The sequence below is a fragment of the Streptomyces sp. NPDC039609 genome, assembly GCF_055596705.1.
Genome location: NZ_JBVIUJ010000001.1, coordinates 961,815 through 986,780, shown reverse-complemented (window position 1 = coordinate 986,780; position 24,966 = coordinate 961,815). Strand labels below are relative to the sequence as shown.

21 protein-coding genes and 1 pseudogene are annotated in these 24,966 nt (G+C 70.5%); 10 read left to right on the top strand and 12 right to left on the bottom strand.

Annotated elements, in window-relative coordinates; translation table 11 throughout:
* Positions 1–41: 41 nt before the first annotated feature.
* The 3 genes and pseudogenes from ACZ561_RS04380 to ACZ561_RS04370 all read right to left on the bottom strand — a co-directional run bounded on the left by ACZ561_RS04380 (position 42) and on the right by ACZ561_RS04370 (position 2,905).
* A pseudogene (locus ACZ561_RS04380) lies at positions 42–474 on the bottom strand (large conductance mechanosensitive channel protein MscL).
* Between the two features lie 302 nt (positions 475–776).
* Positions 777–1,484, bottom strand: a complete 708-nt coding sequence (locus tag ACZ561_RS04375) for a response regulator transcription factor (protein WP_470989527.1) — start codon at positions 1,482–1,484, stop codon at positions 777–779.
* A complete protein-coding gene (locus ACZ561_RS04370) occupies positions 1,481–2,905 on the bottom strand; it encodes a HAMP domain-containing sensor histidine kinase (RefSeq protein WP_470989524.1) in 1,425 nt (474 codons plus the stop codon). Before ACZ561_RS04370 ends, ACZ561_RS04375 begins: the two co-directional genes overlap by 4 nt.
* Positions 2,906–3,043: 138 nt before the next feature.
* On the opposite strand from ACZ561_RS04370, the gene ACZ561_RS04365 reads away from it, so the two are divergent.
* The 5 genes from ACZ561_RS04365 (at position 3,044) to ACZ561_RS04345 (ending at position 8,242) form a co-directional block, all read left to right on the top strand.
* Positions 3,044–4,015, top strand: a complete 972-nt coding sequence (locus ACZ561_RS04365) for an ABC transporter ATP-binding protein (RefSeq protein ID WP_470989522.1) — start codon at positions 3,044–3,046, stop codon at positions 4,013–4,015.
* On the top strand, positions 4,012–5,574 hold the full coding sequence (locus tag ACZ561_RS04360) for a DUF1349 domain-containing protein (protein ID WP_470989520.1): 1,563 nt from the start codon (positions 4,012–4,014) through the stop codon (positions 5,572–5,574). The genes ACZ561_RS04365 and ACZ561_RS04360 overlap by 4 nt, the downstream gene beginning before the upstream one ends.
* A complete protein-coding gene (locus ACZ561_RS04355) occupies positions 5,571–6,425 on the top strand; it encodes an ABC-2 transporter permease (RefSeq protein WP_470989517.1) in 855 nt (284 codons plus the stop codon). Before ACZ561_RS04360 ends, ACZ561_RS04355 begins: the two co-directional genes overlap by 4 nt.
* 478 nt (positions 6,426–6,903) lie before the next feature.
* Positions 6,904–7,392, top strand: coding sequence for a hypothetical protein (locus tag ACZ561_RS04350; RefSeq protein ID WP_470989514.1), 489 nt, complete (start codon positions 6,904–6,906; stop codon positions 7,390–7,392).
* Positions 7,393–7,690: 298 nt separating this feature from the next.
* On the top strand, positions 7,691–8,242 hold the full coding sequence (locus tag ACZ561_RS04345; protein WP_470989511.1) for a cupin domain-containing protein: 552 nt from the start codon (positions 7,691–7,693) through the stop codon (positions 8,240–8,242).
* A 9-nt stretch (positions 8,243–8,251) separates the two neighbouring features.
* Here the strand turns inward: ACZ561_RS04345 and ACZ561_RS04340 are convergent, their stop codons facing one another.
* The 4 genes from ACZ561_RS04340 to ACZ561_RS04325 all read right to left on the bottom strand — a co-directional run bounded on the left by ACZ561_RS04340 (position 8,252) and on the right by ACZ561_RS04325 (position 12,032).
* Positions 8,252–8,809, bottom strand: a complete 558-nt coding sequence (locus ACZ561_RS04340; protein WP_470989509.1) for a DUF3291 domain-containing protein — start codon at positions 8,807–8,809, stop codon at positions 8,252–8,254.
* Between the two features lie 32 nt (positions 8,810–8,841).
* The gene (locus ACZ561_RS04335) at positions 8,842–9,576 is read right to left on the bottom strand and encodes a helix-turn-helix transcriptional regulator (RefSeq protein ID WP_470989506.1); all 735 of its coding nucleotides are present in this window, start codon (positions 9,574–9,576) and stop codon (positions 8,842–8,844) included.
* A gap of 174 nt (positions 9,577–9,750) precedes the next feature.
* Complete coding sequence (locus ACZ561_RS04330; RefSeq protein WP_470990064.1) at positions 9,751–10,806, bottom strand: polyprenyl synthetase family protein; 1,056 nt, start codon at positions 10,804–10,806, stop codon at positions 9,751–9,753.
* Between the two features lie 74 nt (positions 10,807–10,880).
* A complete protein-coding gene (locus tag ACZ561_RS04325) occupies positions 10,881–12,032 on the bottom strand; it encodes a tetratricopeptide repeat protein (RefSeq protein WP_470989504.1) in 1,152 nt (383 codons plus the stop codon).
* Positions 12,033–12,522: 490 nt separating this feature from the next.
* On the opposite strand from ACZ561_RS04325, the gene ACZ561_RS04320 reads away from it, so the two are divergent.
* The 5 genes from ACZ561_RS04320 to ACZ561_RS04300 all read left to right on the top strand — a co-directional run bounded on the left by ACZ561_RS04320 (position 12,523) and on the right by ACZ561_RS04300 (position 19,040).
* Complete coding sequence (locus ACZ561_RS04320) at positions 12,523–13,614, top strand: PP2C family protein-serine/threonine phosphatase (protein WP_470989502.1); 1,092 nt, start codon at positions 12,523–12,525, stop codon at positions 13,612–13,614.
* Positions 13,615–13,838: 224 nt separating this feature from the next.
* Complete coding sequence (locus ACZ561_RS04315; RefSeq protein WP_470989500.1) at positions 13,839–15,227, top strand: FAD-binding protein; 1,389 nt, start codon at positions 13,839–13,841, stop codon at positions 15,225–15,227.
* An 866-nt stretch (positions 15,228–16,093) separates the two neighbouring features.
* Entirely contained in the window at positions 16,094–16,678 is a 585-nt protein-coding gene (locus tag ACZ561_RS04310) for a ferredoxin (RefSeq protein WP_470989498.1), read from the top strand.
* A gap of 644 nt (positions 16,679–17,322) precedes the next feature.
* Positions 17,323–17,928, top strand: coding sequence for an NUDIX domain-containing protein (locus ACZ561_RS04305; protein ID WP_470989496.1), 606 nt, complete (start codon positions 17,323–17,325; stop codon positions 17,926–17,928).
* Between the two features lie 323 nt (positions 17,929–18,251).
* Positions 18,252–19,040, top strand: coding sequence for a class I SAM-dependent methyltransferase (locus ACZ561_RS04300; RefSeq protein WP_470989494.1), 789 nt, complete (start codon positions 18,252–18,254; stop codon positions 19,038–19,040).
* Positions 19,041–19,180: 140 nt separating this feature from the next.
* Here the strand turns inward: ACZ561_RS04300 and ACZ561_RS04295 are convergent, their stop codons facing one another.
* The 5 genes from ACZ561_RS04295 to ACZ561_RS04275 all read right to left on the bottom strand — a co-directional run bounded on the left by ACZ561_RS04295 (position 19,181) and on the right by ACZ561_RS04275 (position 24,622).
* Complete coding sequence (locus ACZ561_RS04295; RefSeq protein WP_470989491.1) at positions 19,181–20,755, bottom strand: alkaline phosphatase D family protein; 1,575 nt, start codon at positions 20,753–20,755, stop codon at positions 19,181–19,183.
* Positions 20,752–21,330, bottom strand: coding sequence for a phosphoesterase (locus ACZ561_RS04290; RefSeq protein WP_470989489.1), 579 nt, complete (start codon positions 21,328–21,330; stop codon positions 20,752–20,754). Before ACZ561_RS04290 ends, ACZ561_RS04295 begins: the two co-directional genes overlap by 4 nt.
* A 178-nt stretch (positions 21,331–21,508) precedes the next feature.
* Positions 21,509–22,636 (bottom strand): PP2C family protein-serine/threonine phosphatase, encoded by a 1,128-nt coding sequence (locus ACZ561_RS04285; RefSeq protein ID WP_470989486.1) that lies wholly within the window; start codon positions 22,634–22,636, stop codon positions 21,509–21,511.
* A gap of 112 nt (positions 22,637–22,748) precedes the next feature.
* A complete protein-coding gene (locus ACZ561_RS04280; protein WP_470989484.1) occupies positions 22,749–23,573 on the bottom strand; it encodes an ABC transporter permease in 825 nt (274 codons plus the stop codon).
* Positions 23,570–24,622 carry an ATP-binding cassette domain-containing protein gene (locus ACZ561_RS04275; RefSeq protein ID WP_470989482.1) on the bottom strand — a complete coding sequence of 351 codons (1,053 nt, stop codon included), beginning with the start codon at positions 24,620–24,622 and terminating at the stop codon, positions 23,570–23,572. Before ACZ561_RS04275 ends, ACZ561_RS04280 begins: the two co-directional genes overlap by 4 nt.
* Positions 24,623–24,966 lie beyond the last annotated feature (344 nt).

The following is a 24,966-nucleotide window of genomic DNA, read 5'->3' as shown; positions in this document are numbered from 1 at the left end:
GCTGTTTCGCTTCATGGGAGGCCGTTAGGACGGGGGCCATGTCAGGCAGGCGCGCCCGCGGGCGGCTGCTGGCTGGTGCAGTACCGGCACTTGGTCGCTGCCTCGGGGATCGGCCAGACAGGCCGGACACGTCTTCACCGGCCCCGGCTCACCGAAGGCGGTGACACCGCGGCGAGCCTGGTAGTGCTTGTACGGCACAACGATCAGGAAGTACACGACTGCCACGAAGATCAGGAAGTAGATCAGCGCCGAAATGAACTCGCCGATGTCGAGGTACGTCGCGGCGTTCCCCTCCTCTCCGAGTTGCCAACCCAGTCCGGCGGAGCCACCGCCCTGGAACCGGGCGACGATCGGGCTGACCACGAAATCGGTGAACGCCTTGATCAGAGTGGAGAATGCCAGCGCGATGACCAGACCGACGGCGATCACGATGACGTCGCCGCGCATGAGGAAGTTCTTGAAGCCCTTGAGCACGTTTCTGCTCCCTTTCCGGAGAGCAGGAGTGCTCTGCACGCTAAGTCCGGCTCGTCTCTGGGACGGTGAGCCACGGCGGGAAGCACCCGGACGGCGGCCTACGGGTCTGGCCGTGGGGATCAGCGCACAGCGGCTCTACTGGTCGGACGAGAAGCCTCTGTGATCGCGACGGCCTTCGCCCGGGTGTTTCCAGGCTGTGCGTGGACGGAGTGCGTGGACGCGTGGTCCGACACACCCATGTCGCTCGGATGACGCATCCACATCGCCGCCGACGCCGGTGTGACCGCCCCCATGACGTGGTGCTACGGCGCCGTGGCCGGCGGACCGGGCATGCCGTCCGCTCGGTCGGCCGGGTCGATGATCCGGTAGCCCACGCCGGGTGTGGTGGCGATGACCAGGGGGTCCCCGAGTTTGCGGCGCAGGCGGCTGATGGTCACGGTGACGGTGTTGGTGAACGGGTCGGCGTGCTCGTCCCAGACCCGTTCGAGGAGGTCCTCCGCGCTGAGGAAGGCGGGGCTCGCGTCCAGGAGGGCTTCGAGTACGGCGAACTCCTTGACGGAGAGGTTGAGCTGGCGACCGTCGCGGCCGGCCGTACGGTGCAGCGGGTCGAGTTCGATGCCCGCCGCGCGCAGAGTGCGGGACCGGGCGGAGGGTCGGCGGCGGGCCAGAGCGCGAATGCGCAGGACGAGTTCGGGGAAATGGAAGGGCTTGGCGAGGTAGTCGTCGGCGCCCAGGGTCAGGCCGCTGACGCGGTCGCAGGCCGAGGCGGCAGCGGTCAGCATCAGGACCATGACGCGGTCGTCCCGCTCGCTGATCATCCGGCAGAGGGTGTCTCCGTGGATGCCCGGCAGGTCGCGGTCGAGCACGACGACGTCGTACGCGTTGACGTCCAGTTTGGCTGCGGCGTCGAGCCCGTCGTGGGCCAGGTCCACGGCCATCCCCTGGTCGCGCAGCCCCTCGGCGATCACTTCGGCGAGGGAGCGGGCATCCTCGACCACCAGGACTCTCACCGTGCCACGTCCATTCCTGTGCCGGGGGCGGCCATTCCTGTGCCCGCGGGGTCCGTTTCTGTGCCGGAGGCGTGTATTCCTGTGCTCGCGGCGTCCGCTCCTGTGCCGGAGGCGTGCATTCCTGTGCCCGCGGCGTCCGCTCCTGTCCGCGCGGCGTTCGCTCCTGTGCCTGGGGCGTCCGCTGTCCTGTCATCGGTGCGAGGGAGCGTCACGGTGACGCGCAGCCCACCGTCGGCGCGGGCATGGAGGTCCAGGGCGCCTCCGTGCGCCTCGGCGATGGCAGCGACGATGGAGAGGCCGAGGCCGCTCCCCCGGCCGGTGCCGGTCCGGTCGGCGCCGAGGCGGCGGAAGGGGCGCGCGAGGTCCGCCACCCGCCGCTGGTCCAGGACCGGGCCGCTGGACTCGACGACGAGGGACACCGCGAAGCCGTCGTCCCTTTCGCCGCCGTCGTCCCCTTCGCCGCCGTCGGCCCGTACCTCGACGCCGATCCAGCCCCCTGGGTCGTTGTGCGCTGTCGCGTTGTCGATCACGTTGTCGGCCAGGCGACGCAGCAGCGTCCGGCTGCCCCACACCCCCACGGAGTCGTCGATCCCGTCGTCGTGCACCGTGAGGCCCTTGGCCGCGATATCCCCGGCTCGTGCGGACAGGGCGGCCCTCGCGACCTGGCCGAGGGCGAGCGGTCCCGAGTCGGTGAACTCACCGTGCTGGGTGCGCGCCAGGACGAGGAAGCTCTCCAACAGCCGGTCCACCTGGTCGAGTTCGGTACGCAGGCGGGCGGCCAGCCTGGCTGTGGTGTCGGGTACGGGGCCCGGTTTGGCGAGGGCCACGTCCAGGGAGGCCCGCATTGTGGTGAGTGGGGTGCGCAGTTCGTGGGAGGCGTTGGCGACGAAGAGACGCTGGGCGTCGAAGGAGCCCTCCAGGCGGCCGAGCAGGTCGTCGATGGTGTCCGCGAGGTCCTTCACTTCGTCGCGGGGGCCACCGATCGCGAGGCGCTCGTGCAGGCTGTCGGCGGTGATCCGGCGGGTGGCCGCCGTCACCATGCGCAGCGGGCGCAGCACCCGGCCGGCGACGAACCAGCCGAGACCGACCGAGACCACCGCCATGACGCCGAACGCGATGGCGGACCCGATCAGGATCTCCTTGGACTGGGTGTCGTGCGCCTGGGCCAGTTCCTGCTCCAGCTGCTCGATGCGGCCCTGGGCCTGTGCCGCCGTGGTGGGCCGTCCCGTGTCGCCGCCGGGCGCGACCTGGGTGGAGCGCGACCCGCCGGACGCCACCAAGGCCGCGATGGCGAGCAGCACTGTCCCGGAGAGCAGGAACAGAGTCACGTACCAGGCGGTGAAGCGCGCGCGGGCGGTGCCACGACGCAGGCCGAGGCGGGCGGTTGGGCCCGTGAACCATCGGCGTGGTCCCCACCTCATCCGCATGCTCCCTTCTCGCGGACCGCACCAGGGACGTCCCGGCCAAGGCCCGGTGAACAGGCTAAGCGGCGGTACCTAACAACGAGATGACAGCGCCCGTTCGGCCCCTGTAACCGATGCCGTCACAGGGTGGGGCCCATGAGAGAAGAGACGGCCGCCGTCGGCGGCAGCCACGACACGGAGGCGACCATCGAAGTCGCCGGTCTGCGCAAACGGTTCGGGTCGCGGCGGGCCCTGGACGGGATGACCTTCACCGTGCGTCCGGGACGGGTGACCGGCTTCGTCGGCCCGAACGGCGCGGGAAAGTCGACCACGATGCGCGTGATCCTGGGCCTGGACGCGGCCGAGGAAGGAACGGCCTTGGTCGGCGGGGTGCCGTATCGGAGTCTGCGGCGCCCGCTTCGGCGCGTGGGGGCGCTGCTCGATGCCTCCGCGCTGCAGCCCAGCCGCACCGCCCGCAACCACCTGCTGTGGCTGGCCCACTCGCAGGGGGTGCCGGCGCGGCGGGTGGACGAGGTCATCGAGCAGGCCGGCCTGGGCTCGGCGGCCCGGCGGAAGGCGGGCGGCTTCTCCTTGGGCATGCGCCAGCGCCTGGGGATCGCGGCGGCTCTGCTCGGCGACCCGCCGGTGGTCATGCTGGACGAGCCGTTCAACGGCCTGGACCCCGACGGGATCGTGTGGATGCGAGGATTCCTGGCGACGCTCGCCCGGCAGGGCCGCGCCGTCCTGGTCTCCAGTCACCTGATGAGTGAACTCGAAGGCACGGCAGACCATCTCGTGGTGATCGGACGGGGCCGGGTCGTCGCGGACACCAGCGTGTCCGAGCTGCTCGCCGAGGCGTCCGGCGGCCGGGTCGTCCTGCGTACCTCCGCGTCCCCGAGCGCCGCCCGGATCCTGCACGACGCAGGCGCCACCGTGCTCGCCACCGGCCCCGACACCCTCGGTGTCACGGGCCTGCCCGACGAGGAGATCGTGGCCCTCCTCGCCCGGAACGGGGTGCCCTTCTCGCAGGTGTCCGCGCACCGGGCGACGCTCGAGGAGGCGTACATGGAGCTCACCCGTGACGCGGTGGAGTACCGGGGCATCTCTGCGGGGGAGGTCACGCGATGACGGCGACCCTCACCCCACGCCCCCCAGCCACGCGGCGTGTTGAGCGGGGCGGGTTCCTCGCGGCGTTGCGTGCCGAGTGGACGAAGTTCCGTACGGTACGTGGCTGGGTCCTCGCCATGGCGGCGGCGCTCCTGGTGACGATCGTGGTCGGGCTGCTCGGCACGGCCGCGCCCGCCCCCAACGGCCGCGGCACCGGCACCGCCTCGTACCCGCAGGGTCCCGGCGGCGAGGCCGTCAACGACAACTTCTACCTCGTCCACAAGAAGCTGACCGGCGACGGCAGCCTGACCGTCGACCTGCGATCGCTGACCGGGGTGGCCGATACCGGGATCGGACGGGAGCCGGCCGAGGGGGCCCAGCCCTGGGCGAAGGCCGGGATCATCATGAAGGCGGGCCTCACCCGAGGATCCTCGTATGCGGCGGTCGTGGCCACCGGCGGTCACGGCATGCGCATGCAGTACGACTTCACCCATGACACGGCAGGTCCTTCCGGCAAGGTCTCGGAGGACTCCCCACGCCGACTGCGCCTGGTCCGGTCCGGAGACAGCCTCACCGGTTACGTCTCCGTCGACGGCTCCCACTGGACCGAAGTCGACAGCGTGAAGCTGCCCGGGCTGCCGCGGACCGTGCAGGCCGGATTCTTCGCCGCGTCACCTCAGGCGATGCAGGAGACAGGTGCGGGCGCGGGCTTCAGCCCCGCGGCGGCCACCGGCACCTTCGGTGCCCCGGAGCTGACGGGTAGTTGGTCCCCGGGCACGTGGAGCGGCACACAGGTGGGCGGCGACGCCGGCACTTCCGGCAGCTACTCGAACACCATCAAGGGCGGCTTCACCCGGACCGGCGGCGGGTTCACCGTGACGGGGGCCGGCGACATCGCGCCGGTCGTCGGCGGGCCCGTGATGGGCGGCGGCTTCTCGGTCGAGAACTTCCTCGTCGGTACGTTCGCCGGACTCATCGTGGTGATCGCCGTGGGCACGGTGTTCATCACCGGCGAGTACCGGCACGGTCTGCTGCGTACGACCTTGGCGGCCGTCCCGACAAGGGGCCGGGTGCTCGGTGCCAAGGCTCTGGTGGCAGGCGGCGTCGCGTTCGCCATCGGCCTGGCCGCCGCCGCGATCACCATCCCCCTAGGGAAGAGCAGCGCACTCGGCAGAGGCTTCCACGTCTTCCCCGTCCCGGCGGCGACCGAACTGCGCGTCATGGTCGGCACAGGACTCCTCTGCGCCGCCGCAGCCGTACTCGCCCTCGGCGTCGGTGCCCTGCTGCGGCGCAGCGCCCCGGCGGTCGCTCTGGTCATCGCGTCGATCGTGCTGCCTTTCCTGCTCGCCACCTCGGGCGTGCTGCCCTCGGACGTCTCGGAGTGGCTGCTGCGGGTGACTCCGGCGGCGGGCTTCGCCGTGCAGCAGACCCTGCCGTACCACGCCCAGGTGCTCAGCGTGTACGAGCCGTCGACCGGCTACTACCCGCTGACGCCGTGGACCGGCTTCGCCGTCCTGTGCGGCTACGCCGCGCTCGCGTTCGGCCTGGCCGTGGTGCGGCTGCGCGGGAGGGACGTATGAGTCTCCTCGGCGACACACCACTCGTCAGCGAGGTGGTCGGCGGCGGCAAGGCGACCGGCGGCGGCCGAGGGGACTTCGGCCATGCCCTGCGCGCGGAGTGGACGAAACTGCGCACCGCAGGGGGTACGGGATGGCTGCTCCTGCTCGCCGTCGCACTGACCGTGGCCGTCGGCTCCGGCACCGCCAAGGCCGTGAAGTGCCCGGACTTGGGGTGCGGCCAGGACGCCGTCAGGCTCGCCCTGACCGGCATCACCGCCGGGCAGGCGGTGATCGCCGTCGTCGCGGTACTGGCCGTCAGCGGTGAGTACGGCACCGGGATGATCCGCACGACGCTCACCGCGATGCCGAACAGGTTCACCGTCCTCACGGCCAAGGCGACCGTCCTCACCGTGGTCGTCCTGGCCTGCGGGACGATCGCCGTCCTGGTCTCCCTGCTCGCCGGTCGCCTCATCCTGCCCGGCAACGGGTTCACCGAGGCGCACGGCTACGCCCCGCTGTCCCTGGCCGACGGCCCGACCCTGCGCGCGGCCACGGGCTCGGTTCTCTACCTCGGCCTGATCGCTCTGATCGGCCTCGGCGTGGCAACGGCCGTACGGGAGGCGGCGACCGCCATCGGGATCACGCTCGGGCTGCTGTACCTCTTCCCGGTCGTCACCCAAGTGGTCCAGGATCCGGAGTGGCAGCGTCACCTTCAACAGATCGCACCGATGACCGCCGGACTCGCGATCCAGGCGACCACCGATCTGCCCGGGCTGCCCATCGGCCCCTGGGCCGGCCTGGGTGTGCTCGCCGCGTGGGCCGCGGCCGCGCTGCTGGTCGGCGGCCTGCTGCTGCGGAGGCGGGACGCGTAGTCACATCGAGCGCTGGTAGCGACATCGAGCTCCGGTGGCAACAGCGAGGGCCGGAGCTGCCCCGGAGCAGACACGCGAGGCCCCATGCCACGACGGCCAGGGCCGTTCGACGCACCGGGCGCCGGTCACGCCGCCGCCCGCTCCGGTCCCCCGGCACGCACCGCATGCCCGGAGCGGGGCGGGGTGGCGGCCACCGTCGCCTGCTGCTGCCTTCGCTCAGTCGGCAGCGGTTGCGCAGGGGCAAGCCGGCCGTCGCGCGTACGCGGGGAAGGAGCAAGCCTGTTGGCCGTAGGGGTCTCGTCGTGAGCCGCCGGGGTGGTGTCGTTCGACAGTCGCGGTGGCATGCGAAGCCCCTCGATGCGAGGGGCGGTGCGGGCGGGCACCGGCCAGGCCCGAACCGTGGATCCCGACCCTGCTTCCCGCCGATTCTCTTGCAATGGCAGGATGCCTGATCACGGACGAGCACGAGGGAGATCCCATGGACGATCAAGGCATCCTTGGCTCGGCAGAAGGCTTCAGCGTCTTCGCCGTCGATGCCGACTGGCCGGAATCACGGCAGGTCACAGGTCACGGCTACAACCGCGCCACCGGCGACGTCCATGTGTACCTGTGGTTCGGCTCTCCGTACTTCGACCCCGAGGTCGAGCACGTCACGGTCTTCAGCGCCTCCTCCGGCAACACGGAGGCCGGGGAGGCCCTGGAGCGGGCTCTCGAGATCTACTACCACCCCGATGAGGAATCCCCGGCCGGAGTGCCGGCCACCGAACCCGTCACCATCACCGCGGACGGGGAACCCATGACGTTCGAACTCTGGCGCAACAGCGGCAACCGTTACTGGGTCGCACGGGGATGCGTCGAGGGCACTGAAGTGGTCCTGTCCGGCTCCGAGATCGAACCGAGCAAGCTCAGTCTGGTCCGCGTGAGCGACCTGGCCTCGTTCTCGAGCCCGTCCACGTCCCTCGGGTAGGACGCGGTCATTTCGGGCTGCCGGGGACAGCGCTCGTACGCCGCGGAGACGTGGCTGAACTGCAAGGACGCTGTAGCCGTGGGCAGTTCGGCGCGAGTGCCGCCACGGTGCCGAGGTGCAGCCGCATGTCCGGATCTGCAGGGGATTCGTCATGGCGGCCCGACGGCCCGGAACTGACGATGGAGCCGTACCGGGACTCGCCCCGCAGCGAGGAAGTGAAGTCGTACAAGGGATCCACGACTTCAGTTTCCGCTCCTTCGGCGTGCGCCCTGAGAACCCGACGTATGAGGAGACATCAATGCGCGCCAAGGCAAGGACCATCACCGCGGTTGTGGCTGCCATGGCTTCGGTCGCCCTGCTGGCAGCCTGCTCGGCCGACGCCGAGGCCAAGGACGGCCAGGAGAAGAGGGAGCGCGGTGGCACGGCTGCGGCAGCCTCCCAGGCAGTCACGGCGTCGGCGAGCCCGACGGCAAGGATGGGCTCGTCCGAGTTCCTCTCCTTCCCCTCGCCCTCCCGCACGTGGAAGGAACTTCCGGGTTCGGGCGGCGTGAAGTACGCGAGCGTGCGCGGCGATCTCGCGGGGAGCGGCAGCTACGAGGCGTTCGTGTCCTTCCCCGCCGGGAAGGACAATCCGATGCATGTCCACACCCAGGACCTCCCGACCGTCGTCCTGAAGGGCACGTTCTACGCGGACGTCGACGGGAAGCGCGTCGAGTACCCGACCGGCTCCTACTACCGCCTCCCTGCGGACAAGGCGCACCTGAGCGGATGCGAGAAGGGAGAGGACTGCCTCCTCTTCCAGTACCAGGAGGACCGGTTCGACCTGGTGCCCGCCAAGGCGGGGCAGTAGGCAAGGCGCTCAGATGGCCGCCGCGTCCTCGGCCGGCGTCGGCCCCGTGCTTCGGGCGGACTGCTCGGGCTGCGTCGGCGGCACGGTCTGAAGCTGCTGGGCGGCCTCGGCGGCGGTGTAGGCGGACGCGAAGGTGAACGCGCGCGGGGACGGCCCGTGCGCCCGCAGATCCGCCAGCCGCTCCAAGGCCTCGCCGACCGTAGGGAGGTGACCGGCGGGGACCCACCAGAGCACCATGTGGGCCTCGACGTGGCGTGCGAACCATTCGCGGCGCCGCCGCATCACTTCCAGATGCCCGCTGCGGTAGGCGAAGTCCCACAGGGCCTCCTGGGTCTCCCACACCGACATGTTGACGATGACGTCCTCGCCCGCGGGGCGCAGGGCGGTGGCGTCGGCCGCCCCCTCCTCCACGAGCCGCCACACGAAGCCGGGCGCGCCGTCGGCCGCGGCGTTGACCGGATCGAGCATCTCGACGAAGGGCGCCACGCGCGGGTCGTCGAGGGGGTGGCGGAGTGTGGCGACGTTGAGCTGGGCGAGGTGGTGGGCGGCATGCGTGGATGCGGTCATGGCCTCATCCCAGCACGCCCTGCTTTTCTATGTCAATCATCATTGTTTTTAGAAGTCTCGACCACTACACAGCACTCCCCCGGCCGGGCGTCCATGCGAGCGCGTACGGAACCGTCCGCGCCGAGCAGCCCCTCCAGCAGCGCGAGGTTCATGCCACAGACGAGCGGCGGGAAGCGCTCGGCGACGGCATGGAAGGGGCAGTTGCGCATACGGATGACGCGTTCGGCCGCCTCGGACGCCCCCTCAACACCTTCGGCATCCTCGGCATCCTCGGCATGCTCGACATCTCCGACGGCTTCGACGGCTTCCAAGTGCGGCTCGTAGCCGCGGGCGGCCAGCATCTCCATGGCCTCTTCGAGGCCGCCGCAGGGCGCCGCCGAGCCGCGCAGGGCCTCGCCCCGGCGGCGTGCGGCCGCGCAGAGTCCAGCGTCCAGCCCCGCCTGCTCGGCGGCCTCGGCGAGCAGCTCGGCGGCGGTGCGGTAGTCGCGGGCGGGCAACGACACCGACCGCTCCGCCCGCGAACGCGTGTACACCTTGGCGGGACGGCCCGCCCCCGGCCCCGAGCGGCCCGTCAGACGGCGGCTACCACTCTCCAGCAGCCCGGCCTCGGTCAGCCTGTCCAGATGATGCGCGGCAAGCGTGCGCGCCACCCCGGCCGCCTCGGCGGCCTCATTCCTGCCGACCTCACGGCCCTGCGCCGCCACGTACTCGTACAGGCGGCGGCGCACCGGATCCTGCAACACCGCAATCGCTTCGATGTCCTTCACCCGGCCATTCTAGGAACAACACAGGTTGGAGATAGAAAGGTGGGCCGTACCGCCCAAAGGGTTCCCCCGCAATGGATCACAGACACGCCTGCCGGCCCGACCACCTCCCGCTCAGCATGGCGTGAAGACCCCCGTCACCCTGGAAACGGCGGTCGCGCAGGACCTTTCAGCCTCTCACCAGCTGCGATCCAGCACGTACGTGAACAACGCGTCCAATTCCCCAGCTGCTTCAGGCGCGAGTGAGGCCTCCCGCAGGCCACGGCGGGCGGTGTCCAGATGCCGGCGCGCCTCGTCACGGGTCGCGGCCCGTCCGCCCGCCTCCTCCACGAGCACAGCGGCACGTGCCACTGCCGTCCTGTGCGGTCGCCCGGGAGATTCCAGCAGCGCCGCCAGCTCGCGGGCGGCCGTTCCGCCTGTGGCCAGCGCGGCGAGGACCGGGTAGGTCTTCTTGCACTGCCGCAGGTCGCTGTAAACGGGCTTGCCAGTCACAGCCGGGTCACCCCAGATGCCGAGCAGGTCATCCACCGCTTGGAACGCAATGCCCAGATGACGCCCGGCCTGCTCCAGTCCCGACACAGTCCGGGCAGGAGCGCCGCCGAGCACCGCCCCGAGCCCGATCGCACTGCCCAGCAAGGCCCCCGTCTTCCGTTCCGCCATCGACCGGTACTGCTCCAACTCCACCGCACCGGATCCGGTCCACGGGCGCTGCTCGAACCGCAGGTCGTCCGCCTGCCCGGACACCAGCGCGTCGAGCGTCACGCACAAGTGCCGGACCGCGGCCGCCGCCCAGGGGCTCGGCGCCTCGGCCAGAGTCTGCACCGCCAGAGCGTGGAGGGCGTCGCCGGCCAGGACGGCCGGACCGGTCCCGTAGGCCTTCCATACCGCCGGACGCTGCCGCCGCAGCCCGTCGCCGTCCATGATGTCGTCGTGGAGCAAGGAGAAGGTGTGCACCAGTTCCGTGGCCACCGCGCCCGGGACGGCGACGCCGCCGTCCGCGCCCACGGCCTCGGCCCCCAGCACGGCGAGCGCCTGCCGCACTCCCTTGCCCTCGGAGCCGCCCGGATCCGGGGTACCGGCCGCATCGCTCCAGCCCAGCGCGTACGCAGCCATCTCACCGGTCCAGGGGTGCAGCCGTCCCACCGCCCCCACCAGAGCGGGCCGCACCAGCTCACGACAGCGTGCCAGGACACCGGGCACTGTGCTGTGACGGCCGTCGGACGCGGCCGCCACAGCACAGGCCGCCGCGCCGTGCGAGGACACCGTCGACGTCACCGGCGCCGTTGTCGTCGATGCCGGGGAGGAACTCACCGCAGTCCCTCCGCATCGGCGGCCCGCAGCGCCTCCAGCCCGGTCGCGGGCAGCACCGGCTCCCGGGCCCCCGGCGCGTCTCCGGCCTCGTCCGGCAGCGGCCCCACGCCCAGCTCGGCCGCCGCCTTCTCCACCATCTCCCGGGCATGCCGCAGCCCGATGCGGTCCAGCGTCGAGCGCAGCTCCGCCAGCTCTGCGGCGCTCCGCGCGGCGTCCCGGCCCAGCCGGGCACGCGCCTTGACCAGCCCCAGCCTCGAAAGCGCCGTCCCCCGCGGCTCCTCCATCCCGCGGAACTCCTCGAGGGCACGCGTGTAGAGCTCACGGGCCTCCGCGTACCTGCCGGCCCGGTACAGCACGTTGCCACGCATCTTGTGGTTGTAGGCGAGCGCGCTGGTCAGCCGCATCTCCAGGCAGGCCTCCTCCGCCTGCGACAGCAGCGACAGGGCGCGCTCCACGTCCCCGTCTCGCGCGGAAACGACATCGGCGACGCCTCGCAGCGCCCATGCCCACCCTCGCCGGTCCTCGGCGCGCGACGCCGTCTCGGCCGCCTCCTCGAACAGCGCCAACGCCTTGTCGTAGTCGCCGGTGTTGCGGTGCATCTGCGCGATGCCCTCCAGCGCCCACACCGTATGCCGGGCCTCACCGCGTCGGCGGGCCTCGGCCAGCAACTGTTCGTGCAGCCTGCCCACGGCCGCGTAATCGCCCTGTATGCGCCCCGTCTCGGCAAGCCCCGCCAGGGAATAGCCGCGTGCGACGACGTCACCGCCCCGCTCACCCATCTCGGCCGCCAGCCGCAGCAACCGGTACGCCAGCCGGAACGCCCCGCGCTGCCGGGCCAGCGTGCCACCACTCCACAGCGCCCAGGCCATCGCCCCCTCGTGCCCGGCGGAACGCGCCGCCCGGTAGCTCGCCTTCCACGCCTGGTCGGCCTCCTCGATCCGCCCCAGCCTCCTGCAGGCCTCCGCGACGGCGAGCCCGCAGCGCGCCGCCCCCTGCCGGTCACCGGCCCGTTCCGCGGCCCGCAGCTCGTCGATGCCCCGGGCGAGCACCTCCGCCAGCGGGGCGTTCACCGACATCGACCCGAGAACCCCCTGGTACTCCGGTGCGGACGCCTTCGCCCGTCCCGCCTCGCCTACCTGATGTGCCATCAGAACCCTCCTCCAGCCGAACTTGGTGATCAAGACGGCGAGGGAAGGCGGAGGTTCCCTGCGGGCTGGAATGTCCATCTCCGTGCGGGCGCAGGGTCATCCCGAAGTGCTACACAGCCCACCGAGGAGTCCTCATGAAGGCGTACGACACCTCCACTGGCACCTGCCTCCGCCGAACCCGGGGCGACGCGCTACGGAACCAAGGGCTCGGCCACCCCCTGCGGGACGGCCCCGCGGGAACTCGCCGGCGCGGGCACCAGCCGCCCCGGAAGCGTCATCGAGCTCCCCACCTCGGCCGGCGCCATCGACATCGCCCACGACCTCACCATCCGGCCGGCCGCCCGCCACTAGCCCGAACGGCCGAACAGCCAGGTCACCGACTTCTGGAACAGGGGGTAACGGCGCTCGTCAGCTGTTGAGCGGGAGGAGCAGGCAGTCGACACTCTCCGCCAGAGCGCTTTGCCGTAATTGCGCAGATACTCTGGGGGGTGTGATCGACTCTGGACGGCTGCGGCTCCGTCGGCGCTACGGCCGGTGGGGGCTTGTTCGGCTGTCGCCGGTCCTTTTGACCATCGTGATCGCCAGCCTGGCCTACGCCACTCCGCCGGAAATGGCCTTCAGCCGCCTTCTGCCCGCGGCACCAGCCCTGGCCGCCTCCATGTGGCCGGTCCTCCCCACCGTCCTGCTCGGGACGGTCTGCCTCCTTCTGATGATCGGCCTCAGCCTCGTCTTCCCCGACCTGGGAACGTGGTGGACGGCCGCAGGGATCATCGCGGTCACCGTGGCCGCGGCGTACGGAAGCCACGTCCGGCTCCAGCGGGAGCGCACCCTCTTCCAGGTGCGGCTCGTCGCCGACGCGGCGCAGCAGGTGGTTCTCAGCCCTATGCCACGCCGCTTCCGAAACGTCGAGATCGAGTCGCTGTACCTCGCGGCCGCGGCGGAGGCCCGCATCGGCGGGGACTTCTACGAGGTGGTCGACACGCCATTCGGGGTGAGGCTGCTCATCGGTGACGTGCGGGGCAAGGGCCTGCCGGCAGTGGGGGCGGCCGCGGCGATCGTCAACGCCTTCCGGGAGGCGGCTTACGGCGAGACCGACATGGTCGAGGTCGCACGCAGGCTGGACGCCAGCAGCACCCGATACAACGCCGCCTTTCCCCCCGACGGGCCGATGGAGCGCTTCGCCACCGCCCTTCTCGCCGAGATCCCGCACGAGGGAAGACGTATCCACATCCTCAACTGCGGACACCCCCCGCCGCTGCTCCTGAACCGTGGGGGAGTCCGCGTTCTCGAATCCGCCTCACCCTCGCCGCTGCTCAGCCTCGCGGAGCTGATCGGCGATCACTACAACGTCGACACCTTCGACCTCGCCCCCGGCGACCTGCTGCTCCTTTATACGGACGGGATCGCCGAGGCCCGCGCCCGCGACGGCGAGTTCTTCCCGCTGACAGCTTGGATGCGTGGACAGCCCCCGACACCACCCCGCGAACTGCTCACGGCTCTTCACCGCGACCTCCTCCGCTACAGCAGAGGACGCCTTGACGACGACATCGCCGCCCTCGCTGTACGCCTGGGCGAACCCTGAGGGCCGAAGCCCTGGCGAGCGGCGGGAAGCGGAGCCTACCTGGAGACCCTCATTCCCGCGGCGTGGGCCGGTGCACGCCTGCGGAGCCTCCGACAGCGCCAACTTTGGATATTCGAGGGCCTTCCGGCGCAGAAACGATCACAATGTGAAGGAACTGTGCCAAAGCCCGGGGCGACTGATCGCGCTGCGGGCAGTCCCTGCAACCGAGTTGATCTGGAGTAGGCGTGACGCCTCCACACCTTCCTGCCGCGCAGCCGGACCCCACCGACTCCACTCCCGGCGCAGGCAGCGCCTTCGACGCGGTTCCCGCCCTGGACGGGGAGTTGCGCTTCGACCAGGCCGCCATCGACGCGGCGTCCACCGACTTCGGCCACATGGTCAGCCGACCGCCCGCCGCGGTCCTCAGCCCCGGCTCGGCCCAGGACGTCGCCACGATGGTCCGCTACTGCCGGGAGCGCGGGCTGAAGGTCGCCGGACGGGGCCAGGGGCACTCCACCAACGGACAGGCCCAGGTGCCCTCCGGTCTCGTCATCGACCTCGGCTCGCTGGACTCCATCGAGATCCGCGACAACACCGCCATGGTCCAGAGCGGGGCGCGGTGGAGCACTCTGGTCCAGGCTTCCCTGCCCATGGACCTCACCCCGCCGGCCTTCACCGACTATCTCGAGCTCTCCGTGGGCGGCACGCTGTCGGCCGGCGGCCTGGGCGGGCAGATCGGTCGCTACGGCACGCAGGTCGACAACGTGCTCGAACTCCAGGTCGTCACCGGTGAGGGCGAGCTCACGACCTGCTCCCCCACCGAGCGCCCGGACCTCTTCCGAGCCGTCCTCGGCGGCCTGGGACAGTGCGGGATCATCACCCGCGCCACCCTCTCCTTGGTCCCCGCTCCCCGCTCCGTACGGCACTACGTCATGTTCTTCGAGAGCGTCGCGGACCTCACGGCGCAGCAGGCCCAGCTGATCGAGGACAGACGGTTCGACTGCCTCGTCGGGCAGGCCCTGGCCACGCCCGACGGCTGGACCTTCATGATCGAGGCCGCCGCGTACGACGGTGCGTCCGCCGACGACGCCCGGCTCACGGGCGACCTGGGGTACACCTCGATCGAGGCCCAGGACATGCCGTACTTCGACTTCCTGAACCGGATCGCCCCGGTGCTGGAAGCCTTCGAGTCCATGGGCGAGTGGAAGCGGCCGCACCCCTGGTACGACAGCCTGCTCCCCGCGTCCACCGTCAACGACGTCGTCACGGAGACACTCTCCGGTCTCAAGGCCGGTGCGCTCGGCGACAGCGCGGTCGTCCTGCTGTACCCCGTGCCCACCGCCCAGTGCAGGACCCCGCTCCCGGTCATGCCGGACGAGGAACTCGCCTACCTCTTCTCCCTCCTCAAGACCGCCTCCCCCGGGGCGGATTCCGCCGAGGAGATGGTCGCCGCGAACCGTAGGCAGTACGACATCACCGTCGCCGCGGGCGGCTGCTGGTACCCGATCGGTTCGGTACCGCTGACGAGAGACGACTGGGTGCACCACTTCGGCCCGTTCTGGACCGAGTTCGAGGCTGCACGGCACCGATACGACCCCGACGGTGTCCTCACGCCCGGTCAGCGCATCTTCTGACGTAAGCGCAGCGGAGTCCCATCGGAGCGTCTGCGTCCGCGTCCGGCACCACAGGGCGCGGACGCGGACGCAGGTCGAACGGAGCGCGGCGCCGGGCGAAACGTACACGAACGGCCTGGGCGCTCCCGCAGACGCCGTCCGTCGTCAGGCCCTGGAGCGCAACCTCCACCGGTACAGCCGGATGCGTCCCGCACGAGCGACAAGCGGCATGTCGGACATTCTCCTCGCGGCACGACCGCCTGAGGATGATCGGCATGCCCCCTCAATCCTGCCTCCCGCGTGGCGCCGTACCGCCCTGGTTGCCACGGTCCTCAGCGCCGCGTCGGCGCTGACCCTGGCAGCCACTCAGTTGTCCCAGGCCGCAGCGGGGGAAGCGAACGATCCCACTCACGCGGAGGCCCGCGTCTCGGCGTACCTCCGAGACGTACACGACCGCCCCGAGGCTCCGACTTGGACTACCCGGTACCGAAGGACCTGGCCCGCACTTCCCTGGAGTACGGCTTCCTGCAGGGCCGCAGCCTGTGGCGCGACCGTGACGGCTACGCGGTCGTGTCGGAGTGCGCCCGGGACCGTCTCGGCGAGCCCCACCCCGGTCCGCGCTGCGCCCGGTTCCTCGCGTCCAGCGTCAAGGCCGCGGCGGAGTGGAAGCAGGAGGATGCTTTCCGCTCCTTTGAACGCGCCTTCGGCAGCAAGCCGCCAAGGAACGCGTCGCGCACGCACGGCCAACGCGCTCGTCGAAGCAGCGGGATGACGGAAGGGGCCCCGGGGGTCGTACCCCCTGGGCCCCCTTCTCTGCCGCACAGGCCGGCGGGGCAGCGCCGAATCCAGGAGGGCTCTGCGCACTGCCGTCTGACATCCTGCAGGGCATGACCTACTGGGACCCGATACCGACTGTCCGCGCCCTGGTGGGCGAGCCCCATCCGCTGTGGCACGGCGACCTGGTGAGGCACGACTGGTCCCGATCTGCGCCTGAGGGCTGGGAGATGCGGGACTGGCGGAACATCCCCGGCCCCTTCTACACGGCCAACACCGACAACTGCTTCACCGGACGGTTGTGCGCACCCCGCCATGTGGCGTACGAGGACGAGTTCTGCGCCGAGTTCGTCTACCGTCAACCGGTCCGGGCATCCGAGGTCCACCAACTGACGTGCGCCGCGGCATGCGATCCGTTCGCGGCGTACGGAGGGGACGGCGACTCCCACTGGACCCCGGATCTGGTCCGGGACTGGTGGCGTGAGCGCGGCAAGGTCAGGGAGTGGGCCGTGCGCGTGGGGTGGGGTGAGTGGGCGACGTGCGAGCGCGAGGAATTGCGGGACGCCGCGGCCAGCGCTCGGGCGTACCTCGCCCACCTGAGCCAGGGGCTCGAGGAGTACCTGCGCGACTACGCGTTCTGGCTGGCCGAGGGCCGCCCGGCGGCCCCGGGTGAGCCGCTGCCGAAGCTCGGCGCGTAGGCACAACACAGCGTTCGTGTGGCCGACACCCCGCGCCGGCGATCCCTCGGCGGAGTGACTCAACCTCAATCGAACGAGTCTGGCGAAGCAGGCCGCCGCCCGAGCGCGCATGCACCGAGATCAGAACATGCGTTCACCATCTGCCCGCGAACCGGCCGTGACGGGCTCGGATCCGGTTGCGTTCCTAGAGCACCAGTGCCAGCCGGCCGCCCCCAGATGGAGGACGCCTTGAATCCCTCCCGCCAGCAGTCACAGTCGACCCGCACTTCCACGTCCTCCTCGCAGCGCGGGGTGGACGACAACAGGCCACCGGGCAGCGATTCGAGACGCTGCCTCAGGCGATCCCGGACATTCCTCGGGCAGCTTCCGCCCGCGCTGTTCGCCTTGCACGCCCGTGCGCTCGCCGTTCGCCATTCCAAGCGGCGCCAGGTGATCGTCGGTGGCCTAGTCAGCGCCACAGCGCCGGCAACAGTGGCGGTGGCAGCGTCCCTGGTCGCGCTGACATCGCCGACCGCCGGCGCGGTCGGCTCACCGGACACGTACCGGCTGAAGATCGACCCCGGCGGAGCCCAGTGGGTGGCAAGCCGCTGCGGAACTCTGGCCTGGCCGCTGGGCAATCCCTCTCGCACCCATGGAGATGAACTGTGACCACCGTTCCCGACGAAGCACCCGCCGGACCCTCCTCCTCGGGAAGGGGATCCGGTGCGAGCGGTTCCTGGTTGCCTCCCGAGGAGTACGCGGCGACGCTGCCGAAGGCCACGCTCTTCGGGAGCGTCTTCTTCACCGACGAACAGGATCACCCGGTGCACCTGCACGCGGTCTACAGCACGGAGCATCCATGGCAGTGGCCGGGCGGGACGGCCGAGGCCGGCGAGCGCCCGTGGGAGACGGCCGTGCGTGAGACCCGGGAGGAAACCGGGCTCCTGGTGACCGGGCCGCCAAGGCTGCTCGCGGCCGTCTTCGGCCTGCCCGGGGCGGGTTGGCCGCTCGCGACCGCGGGTTACGTGTTCGACGGCGGGCGGCTCACCGACCGGCAGATCGCGGGCATCACCCTGGCCCCCGAGGAACACGACCAGGTCCGCGTGCTCCCGCTGGAGGACTGGGCGCCTCTCATGCCGACGCGGGACTTCGCCCGGCTCACCGCGGTCATGGAGGCTCGCCGGTCCGGGGTGGCGGCCTACATCGGCACATGGGACTGGGAGGACGACCCGGGCACCCCGGCTCCCGACAGGAGGGACACACCGGAGTGAAGACGAGATCCACCGCTCAGAGCTGGAGCGCGCGGTCCGGTCTCGTCGTCGAAGACCGCGAAGACCGCGAGGACCGCGCCGCGGGCGCCAGGGGAACCAGCCTTCGCCCGCCTCATTCGGCCCGGTGCAGGCAGCCCCTGCCGCATCGGTCCCGCTGTCGTCGCCGTCCGCGCCATCGAAATCGCCCGGCGATCAGGATGAGAAGAGGTCAATGCATTCTTCATGCCCGGCCGCACGTTTTCCACATCCACTGGTCGGCCACTCGATCACCAACAAAGGCCGTGCTAACCTCAAATTCCACCGCAATTGGAGGTCGCTCAGCCATGGCGTTAGACAGTGAAGGCGCTTATTCTCCCGGCGATTTACGTGACAGCGGCAATTACGGGAAACGCTTTTCCGAAGTCTACGACTCGATCTTCCCTCCGCTCGAACCGGCCGAAATCGAGTGGCTCGCACATCAGCTCCGCGGCCGTACATCTCCCTCCGTCGCAGAATTCGGAGTCGGCACGGGGCGCGTCCTGGTCCCGCTCGCGGAGCGGCTCCGCGATGAGGGCGTAGACGCTTCACTGGTCGGGATCGACGCCTCACAGGAAATGCTGTCGATTCTGGCCGAGCGCGAGTTCCCAACGATCACACCGCGGCTCGGAAACATGCAGCACTACCGGGACGGACAACAGTACGACCTGGTCCTCTGCGTGTGTGGCAGCCTGGCGATTCTCACGGATCCGGCGGCTCAGCTGGATGCGATGCGGACATTTTCCGAGCATCTCGCACCTGGCGGGTTGCTGATCACTGAGACACACAACCTGCCATGGGTTCAAAAGCTTGAGGAGAATGGCGGAAGCATGTTCATGCCCTACCCTGGCGTCAGGCGTGGCATGGTCATCTTCTCAGAGCTGGAGGGTGAGCAATGGAATTGCAAGCAGGTCTGGATCGATGACGAAGACGTACGCATCCTCCCCGAGCGTGCGTTGCTGATCAGCGAGGAACGACTTCTTGAGCTTGCTGATGCATCAGGTCTGCGACGGATTGCCAGCCTCGGCGGGTTGACCGGTGCCCCTTACGGGGAGTCGACTCCGACCGTGGTCTCTGTTTTCGAGAAGTCGACCTGACCTTGACCTCAGGGGACCGTCCGTGACTCTTTGGGTGTTTCCGCTATCGCCTGATGGTGTGGATGTGATGGCCGGCAAACACCCCCGCCCGAAACGCCCGTCCCGCCGGTCTTGACCGGCGGGACGGGCGTTTCGGTGTGTCAGTCCCTGCGGTACTGGGCCGGCGAGTTCTTCGTCGCCGGGTCCTCGTAGGAGCCCGCCTGCCCGCGGTCCACGTGGAACGTGGTCAGCGTGGAGACGGGGGACGCCGGGTCACGTCGGTCGTCGATCACCCGCATGTGGGCGCTGAACCGCTCCGGGGTGACCTCGTAGACGTCGTAGCCGTAGCGGTTGCCCTCGAAGTACTTCAGGTGCGGGTTGCCCGCGCCCATCACCGGGCCGTTCGTGGCGTTCCAGCTCGCCGAGTAGGCGCCCGAGGTCACCGAGTGCGCCGTGAACTCCGTACCGATGACCGGGGACGAGACGTCGTCGAAGTCCGGCCGGATGTCGTCGACGAACGCCGAGTGCCAGTCGCCCGTGATGACGACCAGGTCCTCCATGCCGGCGCTGTGCACATGGCCGAGGACCTCGTTGCGCTCGGTGCGGAAGCCGTCCCACTGGTCGGTGAACATGTACGAGCCGCCGGGACGGCTCCGCAGCTGGCTGAGCATGATCGAGTTCGCCCAGACGTGCCAGGTGTCCGGAGCCTGGTCGATGTTCCGCTTCAGCCACCCTTTCTGCCCGGCACCGAGGATCGTTCCGTCGGAGAGGTTCTGCGCCGAGCGGTACGAGCGGAGGTCCAAGACGGTCAGCTCCAGCAGGTCGCCCCAGCGGCGGACCCGGTGGATCTCGGGGTCCGGCAGCGCGGTGGCGGTTCCGGCGCCGCCGTCGCGGTGCGGCATGTTCTCGTACCAGGCCTGGTACGCGGCCGCCCGCCGCTGCATGAACGGCGCGCCCCCACCCGTACCCGAGTAGTCGTTGACGACCTCGTGGTCGTCCCACGTCAGGAACCAGGGGTGGGCGGCGTGCGCCTCGCGCAGGGAGGCGTCGCCCTTGTAGAGCGCGTGGCGGCGGCGGTAGTCGGCGACCGTGAAGATCCCGGGGCCCTCGTGGTCGCGGACGTGGTCGGCGGGGACTCCGCCCACCTGCCCGTGCTCGTAGATGTAGTCGCCGAGGTGGACGACGAAGTCGATGTTCTCGCGCGCGATGCCCCGGTGGGCGGCGTAGAAGCCGTCGTGGAACGCCTGGCAGTTGGCGGCGGCGAAGCGGACGGAGGGGACGTTGCCGACGGGCGCGGTCTTCGTGCGACCGATCCGGCTCTGCTTGCCCAGCGCCTTGAAGGCGTACCAGTAGCGGGTGTTCGGGCTCAGCCCGGCGACCGGAACGTGCACGCTGTGGCCGAGCGTCGCCGAGGCGGGCGCGGTGCCGCGTGCGACGACCCGCCGCAGGCGGGGGTCGGCGGCGACGACCCAGTCGACCTCGACGATCTCGGGCAGCTTCTGCTCGGCGGCAAGCGGCTCCGGGGCGAGCCGGGTCCAGAGCAGGACGCTGCTCGGCTGCGGGTCGCCTGAGGCGATGCCGAGGGTGAACGGCGCCTGGTCGTAGTCGGCGCCGAGCGCCTGGGCGGCCTCCAGGGCCTGTGCGGGCGACAGTCCGGCAGCCAGTGGCCAGGCGAGGTTCAGGGCACCCGCGGCACCGGCGGCCTTGAGCAGATCGCGGCGGTTGAGCCTGGTCACTTGCGTCCCTCCGTGGCGTGCAGCGTGAGCGATATGGCGTCGGCGTAACCGTCGTTGGACGTCCCGCCGCCGCTGCGGGTGAAGACAAGCAGCACGCGCGCGGTACGCGCGCCGGGGGGCACCGTGGCGGTCGCGGTGCGCTCCAGTAGGGCGGTACGGGACAGCCGCTCGGCAGCCGACACCGGGCCGAGCACGGACAGGGCGACCGGCGTGCCGTCGGCGTCCCGGAACTCCACCGACAACCGGGCGCCGTCCTCCTGTGTCGCGTATCCGCCCAGCCAGCCGACGAGCGCGTAACGGACCTTCCCGGCGTCGACTGACCGGCGGCCGGTGGCGCCGCGCGTCGGCAGCGTGATGTCCTGGACGAGCGTGGTCCGCGGGCTGTTGCCGCCGGAGAAGAACCGGCTGCCACGGGTGGCGGGCCCGGGGTCGGCAGCCCCGGGGTAGCCGTTGCCCAGGCTGTACGCGATGAGCGCGGGCGCTCCTTCCCGCACTTCCCAGCCGGTCACGCCGGTGACCGGCTCGGCGGACCCGCCGGGCCCGCTCTCCGCGTCGCCGTTGACTACGAGATTCACTCGAGCCTCCTCGATCAAGCGCTGTTCAAATGGCGCGTGTATCGCAGCAGTCGGGAGTGAACTCGCGACGACGAGTCGGAGAACAGCGACGCCGACTTGTACAGACAACCCTTGGGTAGCGTCTGCGTGGCAGGCCCCTGCGGTATGACGGAGAGGCTGAACTCGCCGTCACAAGAGCTCAGTTGTGTACGCGATGCCGTGGTGGCGGCTGGGCCAGTGTGATGGCGAGGACTGCCTGGTCGTCTTCCTCGGAGGCCGCCGACCAACTGTCGCTGTCGGTCCGCAGGAACGACACCACCGTCTGGGGATCCGGCTCGCTCGTGAGGAAGTGCTCGCCGAGCCGTTCCATGACGGGGTAGAAGGTGCCGTCCGTGTTGCGGGCCTCGCTGAGGCCGTCGGTATACAGGACGAGGACCTCGCCGGGCCGCAGGACGTGTTCCGTGGTCAGGACCCGGCCGGCGGAAAGCTCTCCGAGTCCCAGCGGCAGCGCGGGAGCAGTGGCCAGATGACGGGCCCCGTGCGGGCCGACGGCGACCGGTGCCGGATGACCTCGGTCCACGATACGTACGCTGTCACCGGCGAACTCCATGACCAGTGCCGTCACGAACAGCTCGGGATCACCGGTGCCCGCTTTGGGGCCGTTGCGCACGATGCTGAGCTCGAGCCGGTCCGCCAGGACAGAGAGGTCCTGCCATTCATGGGCGGACACGCGGAAACTCCCCAGGACCGCTGCGACCGTCTGTACCGCGTCCAGGCCCTTGCCCCGGACGTCCCCGATGATGACCCGGACCCCGAACGGCGTCTCGCACATGTCGTACAGGTCGCCCCCGACGAACGTACCGCCCTCACCCGGCGAGTAGTAGCCGGCGGCGCTGACATGGGCGAGGCGGGACGGCACCGGGCGCAGCAGCGTGCGCTGCATCGCCTCGGCCACCGAGTTCGCCCTGATCAGGTGCTTCTCGGTGTTCTGGCGTTGCCTGGCGAGCAGGATACTGACGGCCCCGATGACGAGGGTGGCCATGTACAGGGCCACATGGTGCTGCTCGTCGAAGTGGCCCGGACGGGCTGCCGCCATCAGCATCTGCAGCCCCAGGCAGCCGAATGCCGACCATGCGGTTGCCCTCGGCCCACGTGTCGCGGAGACCAAGGGGGGAACACCGGTGAGCAGGAAACTCACCGGTTCGCGCCCTTGGACGGCCACCTCCGTGATCAGGACAATGAGGACGGCGATGATGGGCATCCACCAGATCCAGCCCCGGCGCGAGAACAGGAAGTGCCAGTTGAGCGAAGACGGCTGAGGGGGCACGCCTGCACTGTACTGACCAGGCAAGGCCCGGAGCCGGAAGCGGGGCCGCGCCCGTCGGGCGGCTCCCGGAATCGGTCGGGAGCCGCCCTTCGCCGTGCCTGGCCTGTCGGGATCAGCGTGTGACCTCGCGGTTGAAGGCTGCGCGGGACCACAGGTAACCGACCAGGGCGAGGCCCGTGCACCAGGCCAGGGCGATCCAGCCGTCGTTGCCGATCGGGGTGCCGAGCAGCAGGCCGCGCAGGGTCTCGTTGATCGGGGTGAAGGGCTGGAACTCTGCGAACCAGCGCAGGGCGGTCGGCATGGAGTCCGGGGTGACGACCGCGCTGCCGAGGAAGGGCAGGAAGGTCAGCGGCAGCGGGGCGTTGCTCGCGGACTCGACGGTCTTGGCGCCCATACCCATCGCGGCGGACAGCCAGGCCATGCCGAAGGCAAGGAAGAGGAGCAGGCCCGCTGCGGACGCCCACTCGACGGCCGAGGCGTTGGGCCGGAAGCCGATCGCGAGGGAGACCCCGGTGATCAGGACGAGGACCGCCGCGACCTGGATGACGCTGCCCAGGACATGGCCGGTGAGGATGGAGCCGCGGGAGATCGACATCGTACGGAAGCGGTTGACGATGCCTTCGGTCATGTCGGTGCAGACGGACACCGCCGTGGCAACGGCCCCCGAGGTCGCGGACATCAGGATGATGCCGGGCACCAGGTAGTTGATGTAGTCGCCGCGTTCGGCTCCCGCCCCGATGCCGGTGCCGAGGGCGCCGCCGAAGACGTACACGAACAGCAGCAGCATCAGCAGCGGCATCACGAGGATCGAGATCGTCATCGAGGGGTAGCGCTGCATGTGCTTGAGGTTGCGGCGCAGCATCGTCATGGAGTCGCGCAAGGCGTACGAGCGGGCGGGCTTGGTGGGCTTGGCCGGGTTGAGGGTGGCAGCGCTCATCGGTTCGACTCCTTCTGAGCCGTGGCGGACACGGCGGGGGCAGGCACGGTGGGGGCGGTGGGGGTGGTGTGCCGGCCGGTGAGGGCGAGGAAGACGTCGTCGAGGTCGGGTGTGTGCACGGTGAGCGACTCGGCCGGCACGCCGGTGGAGTCGAGAGCGTCGAGGACGGCGCGGAGGTCGGCGATCGAGCCGTCGCTGGGGATGTGCAGGGTGAGCGACTCTCCCCCTGCTCGAGCGAAGTCGAGAGCCTGGGGGAAGGCGGCGACGCCGAAGATCGCGGCGGCGGTGGCGAGGTGGCTCTCCTCGGCGAACTGGACGCGGACATGGCCGCCGGGGATCAGCCGCTTCAGTTCCTGTGCGGTGCCTTCTGCGACGAGCTTGCCGTGGTCAAGGACCGCGATGCGGTCGGCGAGGTGGTCGGCCTCCTCCAGGTACTGCGTGGTGAGGAAGATGGTCACTCCCTGCTCGGTGACCAGGTTGCGGATGAGTTCCCACATGACGCGGCGGCTGCGCGGGTCGAGGCCGGTGGTCGGTTCGTCGAGGAAGATGATCCGCGGCCTGCCCACAAGCGTCATCGCCAGGTCGAGTTTGCGGCGCATACCGCCGGAGAAGGTGGCGACGTTCTTACGGGCCGCCTCGGTCAGCTCGAACCGTTCCAGGAGCTCGGCGGCGCGGTGCCGGCCCTCGACGCGACCGAGGTGGTGCAGGTCGGCCATGAGGAGGAGGTTCTCCTCGGCGGTGAGCAGCCCGTCGACGGCGGCGAACTGTCCGGTGACGCCGATCTGACGGCGTACCGAGGCTGCGTCGGTGGTCACGTCGTGGCCCGCGATGTGCGCCTGGCCGGCGTCCGGCGTGATGAGTGTGGAGAGGATCTCCACGGTGGTGGTCTTGCCCGCTCCGTTGGGGCCGAGGAGGGCGAAGATCGTGCCCTCGGGAATCCGCAGGTCGATGCCGTCGAGCACCACCTTGTCGCCGTACGACTTGCGCAGGCCGATCGCTGAGATCGCCGCGGAGTGTGTGCTGGTGGCCGCTGTGGTCGCGGTGTTCATGGTGGGTGGGCCTTTCTCTTCCGGGGAGTTCAAGGGGCGGGGCCGTCGGGGCAGCGGCAGGACCGTTGAGGTCGGCGGGGCCTGACGGGCTGACGGGTCTGGCGGGGTACGGCGCGCGGCCTGGGTGCATCTGGCGGGGTACGGCGCGCCGACTGGCCTGGGCGGGCCTGGCCGGGGTACGGCGCGCCGACGGGCCTGGGCGGGCCTGGCCGGGGTACGGCACGTCGGCGGGCCGGCTGGTCCGGCTGGCCCGGCGGGGTAGGGCCTGCCGACGGGCCTGGCTGGTCCGGCTGGTCCGGCTGGTCCGGCTGGGCACGGCAACCTCTGGCGGGTCCGACGCCGGA